The sequence below is a fragment of the Nostoc sp. UHCC 0251 genome, from assembly GCF_034932245.1.
GTDB lineage: Bacteria > Cyanobacteriota > Cyanobacteriia > Cyanobacteriales > Nostocaceae > Nostoc.
Genome location: NZ_JAYGHD010000425.1, coordinates 1 through 9,605, shown reverse-complemented (window position 1 = coordinate 9,605; position 9,605 = coordinate 1). Strand labels below are relative to the sequence as shown.

Here is a 9,605-nt window from a genome sequence, read left to right as displayed (position 1 = left end):
GAACGAGTTCCGAGAGGCTCTGCCTCTTGTCAAGCTATGGAGGCGGAGCCTCCGAAAATGGGTTCCCAGCCTCCAGGCTGGGAACCAGTTGGGGCAAGGGCTGTATCTTAACTTAGTGCCATTCGAGCCAGTACGTTGCTTTTCCAAAGTTGAAATGACTGGCTCACCAAAATTCAGAGTCCAGAATAGTTATTCCGGATTTCTCAAGGCAATAGGCAATAGGCAATAGGCAATAGGCAAGAAGCCTCTTTGAGGTACACTGAACTTTTTCACGCAATGAAATATGAGTTTTATAGGTAAAAAATATAGATAAATTCAAGTTGTAAGAATCTACTTTAGATAACAATACGAAATAATCGCCGCAGTCAAATGACCAGCAGCGATCGCCATCTGAATAAATTGCTTTCTCAACTTAGATATTAGTGCAAAACTAGCGCTTTATCTGTTTCCTCCCAAGGCAATACGCCAATATCTAACCTACCCACATGACCGTAGGCGGCAAGCTTTTTATAAAATCCGCCTTTGACGATCGCAGGCAAGTATCTGAGATTAAACTCCCGAATAATTCCTGCTAGGCGAAAATCAAAATTCTTTTCGAGAATTACGGCAATTTCTTCATCAGAAATCTTACCTGTGCTAAAGGTTTCTACCTGAATGCTTACAGGTCGAGAAAGTCCTACAGAATAGGTGAGTTGTACTTCACATTCCTCAGCTAAACCTGCCGCAACTATATTCTTCGCAGCATAACGAGCAGCATAAGCTCCTATTCTATCTATACGTGTGGGGTCTTTGCCACTTAGCGCTGCACCACTATGCCGAGAATATTCGCCGTAAGTATCTATTGCATTTTTTCTACCTGTTAAACCAGAATGAACAGAAGGGCCACCAATCGCAAAGGGATCGTCAGAGTCAATAAATATTCTGGTGTTAGCATCGGGTTTGAGATCTTCATCTGCAAACACAACATCAATGACACTTTCTCGCAAATCTTCTTGAAGGCGCTTGAGATTAGCTCCATTTGGTCCCAATTGCTTACTCTGACTGGCAATCATCGTAATACTATAAATTCGATGCGGTTTGCTGTCTTTGTATTCAATTGCTACCTGAGTTTTACCATCAGGAGCAAGGTACGGCAAAATTTTCTCCTCCCTAACAGTAGTCAGTCTTCTGGCTAATTGGTGTGCCAGCCAAATGGGAAGCGGCATCAAAGCTTTAGTTTGATTGCAAGCAAAACCGAATACCGTCACCTGGTCTTTCACCGAAATGTTTTCTATCTCTTCTTCCGAGAGTTTTTTTTCATCCCAACAGCGATTGTCAATACGCGGCAATTCCTTCAAGCTAGTCATGATGCTACAGGTTTTGGCATTAAAGTCAGGCTGGTCATAACCAACTTGCTTAATTACCTGTCTGGCAATTTTTGTAAAATCCACGATCGCATCGGAATCAAATCTAGCAGAAATGAAGACAATCGCAGTCGATACCGCACATTCGGTAATGACTCTGGCAAATGGATCTCGCCGGAGAAATTGATCGACAATTGCATCGCTAATTTGATCGCAAAGTTTATCGGGATGTCCTTCGGTGACAGATTCCGATGTAAACAAAAAATCTTTTTTCATAGATTTCTCCCCGGCCCTATTTGCTTTGTACCTTCGTTAACTACAAATGGCACTAAGGCGCTAGTACCAATCACAGCACCATCGAGAAGATTAATAGGCGTCAGGTTCAGCAATTGCCTGAGTCCTGGTACTGCTGCTGCTATTATTTGCAGACCAAAGGAAGTTAAGAGCGCCACAGTTAAGTAGCGGTTGGCTGGTAGTTTTTCCGAGCTAAAAATACTGTGCTGTGGCGAACGACAACTTAGAGTATGTAGTAGTTGCGCCATTGTTAGACTCATAAAACCGAGGGTGCTGGCTTGTGCGCCAATGCCATAGCGGCTGATTGCGTAGCCATAGGCTGTTAAGGAACTAACAGAAATTGTGGCTGATTCAAAAATGATTCTCTGAAAATCCGATGTTTTAATAATTCGTTCTTCAGGATTGCGGGGTGGTTGACTCAGTACATCTGGTTCTGGTGGTTCCAATGCCAAAGCTAATCCAGGGAAGATATCTGTTACCAGATTCAGCCACAACAGTTGCATGGCAGTTAAAGGCTCACCAATACCCGCAGCTGTCGCTACTAGCATCACCATGATTTCGCTTATGTTCGTGGACAGCAGGAAATGCACAGATTTTCTGATGTTGTTATAAATTGTTCTTCCATGACTGACAGCAATAATCATGGTTTCCAAATTGTCATTTTCTAAGACAATATCTGCAACTTCCCGTGCTGCATCTGTGCCTGTATGTCCCATTGCGATGCCAACATCAGCTACCTTCAAAGCAGGTGCATCATTGATGCCATCTCCAGTCATGGAAACAACTTTACCTGCACTTTGGAGGGCTTGGACGATTTGTAACTTATTGGCAGGACTAACTCTAGCAAAAACATTAACGCGATCGCACAGTCCTTTCATCAACTCTGGATCAAGGTTGTTGAGGTCAGTTGAATCGAGGATTTCTAGTTGCTCACCTCGGCTCAAATTCAACTCTTTACCAATCGCATAAGCTGTGGGGCTTTGATCTCCAGTGATCATGACTGTATTAATCCCCGCCTGATGGAAAACACCCATCAAATCTTTCACACCATTTCTAATTGGGTCTGCCATGCCAATCAGACCTAACCAAATCACATTATGCTGAACGTTACCATTTGTTTGTGCTTCATCGATGTGGGTATAAGCTGCCCCTAGTATCCGCAGTCCTTTGCCAGCCATGACTTCGTTTTCGTTTTCGATGGCAAATCTGTCTGCTTCTGTTAGCGGTACTAACTCACCATTCTTAATCTGCTGAGTAGACATTTCCAGCACTTCTGAAGGACTACCCTTAATTGCCACAAGTAACTTTTCAGTACGACGCGATGACGACGGACGACCCCGACGTTTTTTCTGTGCTGTTAATGGTTGTAAGGAGCCAATTTCAGTTGTGACAGGAATCAAAGGTAAAGTTTGTGGAACGGCATCTGCTGAATTCGAGGATGGGGTATCCTCGTGTTTCATGGTATGCACCGTACTCATGAAATTTTGATGTTCTGAACGGTGGTTAGTTCGGCAACAAAAATAATTTTCTTTGAGTTGGATGACATCTACCCCAGCACTGATTGCCAGATAAATCAAAGCATTCTCTGTGGCAGAGCCTTTGACTACATACTCGCCATTTGAATTTTTGTGGACTTCACTCTCATTGCACAGTACTGAGACATGAATCAGCTTTAAGAGATGATCACTGTTGTAGGGGTTAATATCTTGTGATTGGGCAATAAATTTGCCGTCAGCTGACACTTGGATGGATGTTGTATCTGTATATAGCTCAACCACAGACATTTTATTTTCTGTGAGTGTGCCTGTTTTATCCAAGCAGATTGTCTGTACAGAACCCAAGGTTTCCACAGCATCCAGGCGACGGATGAGGACGTTATGCCGTCGCATATTGGCGATTCCCAAAGCCAGAGTTGTAGTTGCAATAGTTGGCAACCCTTCTGGAACCGCAGCCACAGCTAAAGATATGGATGATTTCAACATTTGAATCACGCCATATCCCCGCAACAAACCGATACCGAAGACTAACGCACACACAGCCCCCGATACTACAACAAGTTGATTACCCGCTTGGTCGAGTTGTTTTTGCATGGGCGTTTCTGGCGTTTGGCTCTCAGAAACCAGAGTGTGAATTCTACCCATTTCGGTAAATCTGCCTGTAGCTACAACTACAGCCAATCCTTGACCACCAGTGACTAAGGTTCCCATGTAGACCATATTCACGCGATCGCCAAGGGGTATATCCTGTTTGCTAAGGGGTTCAGTACTTTTGGGAACAGGTAAACTCTCACCTGTCAATGCAGACTCATCAACAGTCAAACGATTGCCTTCAATCAGTCTGGCATCCGCTGGCACATAACTGCCAGGTCTGAGTACTAAAACATCTCCTAAAACAATCTCGGTGGCGCTGATTTCTTGAGAAATTCCATCTCTAATTACCACAGCAGATGGTTTGACCAGATGCTTCAGTGAGTTAATAATCTTTTCTGAGTTGTTTTCTGTGGCGTAGCCAATCACAGCATTTATGAATACAACCCCCATAATTACTACAGCATCAGCAACTCCCCCAGTAGCAATTGACAGACCAGCAGCTACACTCAGTAACCCTACTGGTAAAGATTTAAATTGGTCAACAAAAATACTCAACTTAGAGCGAGTTTCAGATTCGGGTAGGACATTTGCCCCATATTTCTGCAACTTTGATTGAGCACTATTAGTAGATAATCCTGATGTTACTGATGTGTGTAAATCAGCGATCGCAGTATTTGCTTTTAAGATATGCCAGGGTAAAATTTGTTGCTCCTGACCTAATGTAGCCAGTTTGCTAATTTTGTGTGTCAGGTCTTTTGTTTTTGAGAGCGAGGATAAATGTTGAGTTTTATCCTTAACTCGACCGTTAACAGATGTCTGAGCTAAAGATTCTGTAACTTTTCCCTGGAAATCTAAGACAATTTTTTTGATCAGCAGTGCGATCGCTTTTGGGCTAAAGTCTGGTAAAAAAAATACCAGTACATTGCCTGTTAATGGATTAGCAAAGACATCCTTAATACCTGCTTCATTGTTAAGTTTTAACTCAATGTACTGTTTGAGTGACTGCGAATGATGGAGCCTATCAACCTTATATCTAGCTCTTCCTTTGACAGCAGTATGTATTGCCCGAACAATAGGATTCCTACTGGGGCGGGACTTGGAAAAATCATTGTTCATTTGTCCAAATATGCTGAACTTTGCAACGAGAGTAGTTATGTTTCGACTCAGGTCAAATGCATCTCATACTCAGATGCTTGAGAATTTGAGGGAAGGGTCAGGTTCCAGAGCTACAGGTTCTTCCTGCTCTCTTTTCCCTTTCTCCTCACATTTGCCACAAGAGCGATCCAATATTGTTGATCCAAAAAGCCAATTCCTTCTTTTAAGAATAATTTGTTAAACAAAAACTGCTTACTTGCATCAACATTTCTTGATAAACCGAGTTTTCCACAGATAGTCACTACAGGCTATACAGCTCCTGCTTCTCGCAGTGCCAATCGCTCTAGGCCCACGTCCTTAGAACTGCTTTGCGATCGCCACTGCTTGTTGGGCAAGATGAACAAGATGGCAGATTTTAGACCCTTGATTAAGGTTTTCGCGCTGCTTAATACCCGTTCCCAACTGTTTGTTCTCACCTGTCGATGCTTAATAGCTGTACGCGCTTTGTTGATGTTACGTGTACCGTCAATCAGGTTGATCAGAGCATCAAAGATGGCTCTGGCAACTGATTTTGCTGTAACTGGGGCGGGCATTGCTACATTTGGGGCACTTTGAATCAGATTGACTAGATGTGATCGCATTTGCTGATCTGAAACTACCCCTAGTTGGTAATGGATCACAATAGATGCGGCTGAAGAGTTAATCCGTACATTTGTAGTCTTAGGGTCTGATTCTATCAATCGCTGGAGTTTATCGGCATACTCAGAATCTTTGGCTAGCAGAGGAATACGAAAACGAATCCGTCCCGCAATCGCATGGGCAACACTATAAGATATGTATTGGGGCGGCGTTGTTTTACTAGCTACGCTCTTAGTTGCTTTTTTACTTTGTTGTTGATGCGGATCATTGACAACAGTTTTTTCATAATTAGTCAGTTTTTTCGCAGTCATAATCTCATATTTCGGCCTCAATATAAAAAAATGAAGCTAATCTTCAGCTAAATGCTGAAGATGTGCGGTTGGAATTTTTTAAGGAAGTGAATCACCTTTGGGTAGACCAAGAGCTGTTACCTACGGTTGCTCGTTGTCACCTTGGGATAATCCGAATTGTTGCCAAAGTGTTTTAATTTGTTCATATGCCTCTAGAGTACCGATCTTACCTCCGGTTTCTAGACAGCAGATGTAATCAACCTTAATCGCAAATTCCCGGAAGCTGGCGTTAAATACTACATTTTCTGGCTTAGAATCGCCATAATAGCGACTACGCGGGTGCAAGAACTCATCTTTTTCTGCCATTTTTTTGCCCTACTTCAGCAATGAATACCTTCTGTCACTATGCTCTGCGATTACACCAGGAGCACCAGCATTTTCAACAAACTCAACAATTTGAGATGTCATAACAGATATCTCCACTCAACAATGTGTTTCACTCTATGTTCAATGTTGTTCAATATACAGTATTTAACCTTACCTTAACCACTCTTGTTTACGCTCCTTCTGAGGATAGATCATCACCTCATCACACTTTACAATTTATTAATTTGAATTTTCGTCATGAATGAATCCTTCAATGAATCAACTCAAAAATAAATTTCTCTGAAGATTTTTACTATACCTTTAGGGATAAAACACATAGTATTTTTTTTGATTTCAAATATCTTTAATGATTTTTATAACTAGTTAGGATGTCTACAGTATTGTTATATTTGTGTTAATATAAATAATATAAATTTAGGGAAATAGAGTAAAAATTTATATATCAAAGCTCTCAAATCACTTGAAAAGGAGAGTAACAAAAAAAAGTATTGATTATGACTGAAGGCAGAGCAAGAGTTGCTCCGCCCTTGAATTCTTTTTCAATTTTACCTATCTCTTCACCACTCCTTATCTAGTAGAGATTCAAATTCAGCTTGTAAGGCGGTGATATCCGCCAATCTTGTGACTAGTAAATTATCCCTACCAGCATCGCTCAAACGGACTTTCCAATAACGAATACTGTCTGAGTTGTTCAACCAGAACTGAATCACGGTATCTACCACTTGATCCAGATTCCAATCCCACTTTGCTGGAACTGATTCTACCGATTCTAGAAATGTATCTAGTGTACATGTATGCATTCCTAAGTATTCCACGCCGTGCTGGGGTGGTTTTTGCCCATTTTGCTGTTGGTGATTAAAAAACTGTAAAAGTGGAGATACTCCTACAATATCAAAAGTGTATTTCATGCTAGCACTCCCAGTTTTAAATTACTTACAGTAAAGCTTTAGTTTTTTTCTAGCATAATGTATAACAAGTAGCTAAAGCATCTAGAGAAAGTATAGTTTTTGTCTATATCATAGGCATTAAATCTAAGTCATGAATTAGCACTAACAAGCCTTGAGTGCTAATCTTTTTTAATTTTGATTTATTATTAAAGAGCTTCAGTGATTAATTAAGAAACTTTCAGGTTCACCAAGTCGATTTGCGAGGCTATTAACTTCTGTCAGGATTTTCGGAGTTGTTATAAGTATTTGAAATTTTGCAATAAATGCTAGCAGAAGCTCATATTTTGGAGTGCTCAACCGAGCTAGGATTCCCGTAACAAGCATCCAAGTGAATGACTTCTACCCCTCAGATTTTTCCCAGTTTGCGGGCTAAGGTAGATTTACCAGTACCCCCAGAACCAATAAACAAGATTTTCTTCAAGCTCATGAGGGTAAGCATTACTCACCCAAATAACCGTCTTCAGGGCAACTCAATACGCCGCTACAATAGTACCCTAAGAAGGATTATGCCGAAATAGTGATATTATGACGACTGCTACGACTGTAAAAACTGAGTATGAAGCGATTATTGGTCTAGAAACCCATTGTCAGCTGAGTACCAACACCAAAATTTTCTCTAATAGCTCTACGGCATTCGGTGCTGACCCCAATACTAACATTGACCCGGTTTGTATGGGTTTACCTGGAGTCTTACCTGTACTCAATGAAAAAGTATTAGAATACGCCGTCAAGACAGGGTTGGCACTGAATTGTCAAATCGCTAGATATAGCAAGTTTGACCGGAAACAGTATTTTTATCCTGACTTACCCAAAAATTACCAAATTTCTCAATACGATCTACCGATCGCAGAACATGGTTGGTTAGAAATTGAGTTGGTAGATTCTGAGGGAAACCCCACTCGCAAACGCATTGGTATTACGCGTCTGCACATGGAGGAAGATGCTGGAAAATTGGTACACGCAGGTAGCGATCGCCTTTCCGGTTCTTCCTATTCTCTGGTAGACTACAATCGCGCAGGTGTACCATTAGTGGAAATTGTCTCGGAACCCGATTTGCGTTCTGGACTAGAAGCTGCTGAATATGCCGAAGAGCTGCGCCGGATTGTGCGGTATCTCGGCGTGAGTGACGGTAATATGCAAGAAGGATCTCTGCGTTGCGATGTCAACATCTCTGTGCGTCCTGTGGGACGAGAAGAATTTGGCACCAAGGTAGAAATTAAGAACATGAACTCGTTCAGCGCCATTCAACGGGCGATTGACTACGAAATTGAGCGTCAAATCGCCGCCATCGAAGCAGGCGATCGCATCATCCAAGAAACTCGGCTGTGGGAAGAAGGCGCTCAACGCACAAGTAGTATGCGGGTGAAGGAAGGCTCTAGCGATTACCGCTACTTCCCCGAACCAGATCTAGCACCAATTGAGGTGACAGATGCAGAATTAGAGCAATGGCGCAGCGAACTACCAGAATTACCAGCCCACAAACGCCATCATTATGAAAGTGAGTTGGGGCTTTCGGCTTATGATACGCGGGTGTTGACAGAAGATCGTTCAATAGCGGAATATTTTGAAACTGCGATCGCATCTGGAGCAAATCCCAAAGCTGCTGCAAACTGGATTACTCAAGATATCGCCGCCTACCTCAATAAGCAAAAACTCAGTATTACTGAAATCGGCCTAACTCCCACCAATCTAGCTGATATCATCACTCGTATTGAAACAGGCAAAATTAGCAATGCTCAAGCTAAAGAAAAGTTGCCAGATTTGCTCACTGGTATTTCTCCTGAAAAAGCCTTTGCTGGTCAAGAGTTAATCACCGATCCTACTGTATTAGAACCCATCGTTGATGAAGTCATAGCCGCCAATCCCAAAGAACTAGAAAAGTATCGCAACGGTAACACCAATCTTAAAGGCTTCTTTGTTGGACAAGTTCTGAAAAAGACAGGCAAACGTGCCGATCCTAAGCTGACTAACGAATTGGTGGAAAAGAAACTGAACGCCTAGCAGGGAGGCAGGGGGGCAGGGGAAGCAGGGGAAGCAGGGGAAGATGAGGGGGACAAGGAGAATAATCTAATGCCCCATGCCCCATGCCCAATCCCCAATTCCCAATCCCCAACTAAGTATTTCCCCGGTAATGCTTCACAAAATCTTCATATCAAAGCTGGTGACAACCCGCATACCTAAAATGCTATGCTGTGGTATGTAGATGCACCCTGATGATCTGGAGAGCTGCCTAAGTGGCTCTCTTTTTATGTAATTTATGCGGTATTTACGGATAATCTCCATTATCTTTTTATAAAGAACTTTAATAAATAGGTATTAACCCTTACAAAATACATAAATGATATGGTGTCAGAAAAAGATGCACCGTAATGAATAGAAGAGCGACCCAAGTGGCTCTCCTTTTTTGCTTTTGTCTTTCGTCATAAGAAAGGTAAAAACAATTATGCTAATTGCCAACTGGTACATTATCCCTCTTCTAAGAAACCAGATTTACTGAGGGTTGAGGAATAAGTTCAAAAC

The 9,605-nt window shown here is 42.0% G+C and carries 6 protein-coding genes; 1 reads left to right on the top strand and 5 read right to left on the bottom strand.

What is annotated here, in order from left to right; all coding sequences use genetic code 11:
- Positions 1-419: 419 nt before the first annotated feature.
- The 5 genes from metK to VB740_RS34240 all read right to left on the bottom strand — a co-directional run bounded on the left by metK (position 420) and on the right by VB740_RS34240 (position 7,046).
- Positions 420-1,619, bottom strand: coding sequence for a methionine adenosyltransferase (gene metK / locus VB740_RS34260; RefSeq protein ID WP_323204272.1), 1,200 nt, complete (start codon positions 1,617-1,619; stop codon positions 420-422).
- Positions 1,616-4,843, bottom strand: coding sequence for an HAD-IC family P-type ATPase (locus VB740_RS34255; RefSeq protein ID WP_323204271.1), 3,228 nt, complete (start codon positions 4,841-4,843; stop codon positions 1,616-1,618). The genes metK and VB740_RS34255 overlap by 4 nt, the downstream gene beginning before the upstream one ends.
- A 287-nt stretch (positions 4,844-5,130) precedes the next feature.
- The gene (locus VB740_RS34250; protein ID WP_323204270.1) at positions 5,131-5,772 is read right to left on the bottom strand and encodes an HMA2 domain-containing protein; all 642 of its coding nucleotides are present in this window, start codon (positions 5,770-5,772) and stop codon (positions 5,131-5,133) included.
- A gap of 120 nt (positions 5,773-5,892) precedes the next feature.
- Positions 5,893-6,117: a hypothetical protein gene (locus tag VB740_RS34245; RefSeq protein ID WP_323204269.1), complete on the bottom strand. Its 225-nt coding sequence runs from the start codon at positions 6,115-6,117 to the stop codon at positions 5,893-5,895.
- Between the two features lie 578 nt (positions 6,118-6,695).
- Positions 6,696-7,046, bottom strand: a complete 351-nt coding sequence (locus VB740_RS34240) for a hypothetical protein (protein WP_323204268.1) — start codon at positions 7,044-7,046, stop codon at positions 6,696-6,698.
- A 564-nt stretch (positions 7,047-7,610) separates the two neighbouring features.
- Between VB740_RS34240 and gatB the strand changes: the two genes are divergently transcribed.
- On the top strand, positions 7,611-9,086 hold the full coding sequence (gene gatB / locus VB740_RS34235) for an Asp-tRNA(Asn)/Glu-tRNA(Gln) amidotransferase subunit GatB (protein ID WP_323204267.1): 1,476 nt from the start codon (positions 7,611-7,613) through the stop codon (positions 9,084-9,086).
- The last annotated feature ends 519 nt before the right edge of the window (positions 9,087-9,605 follow it).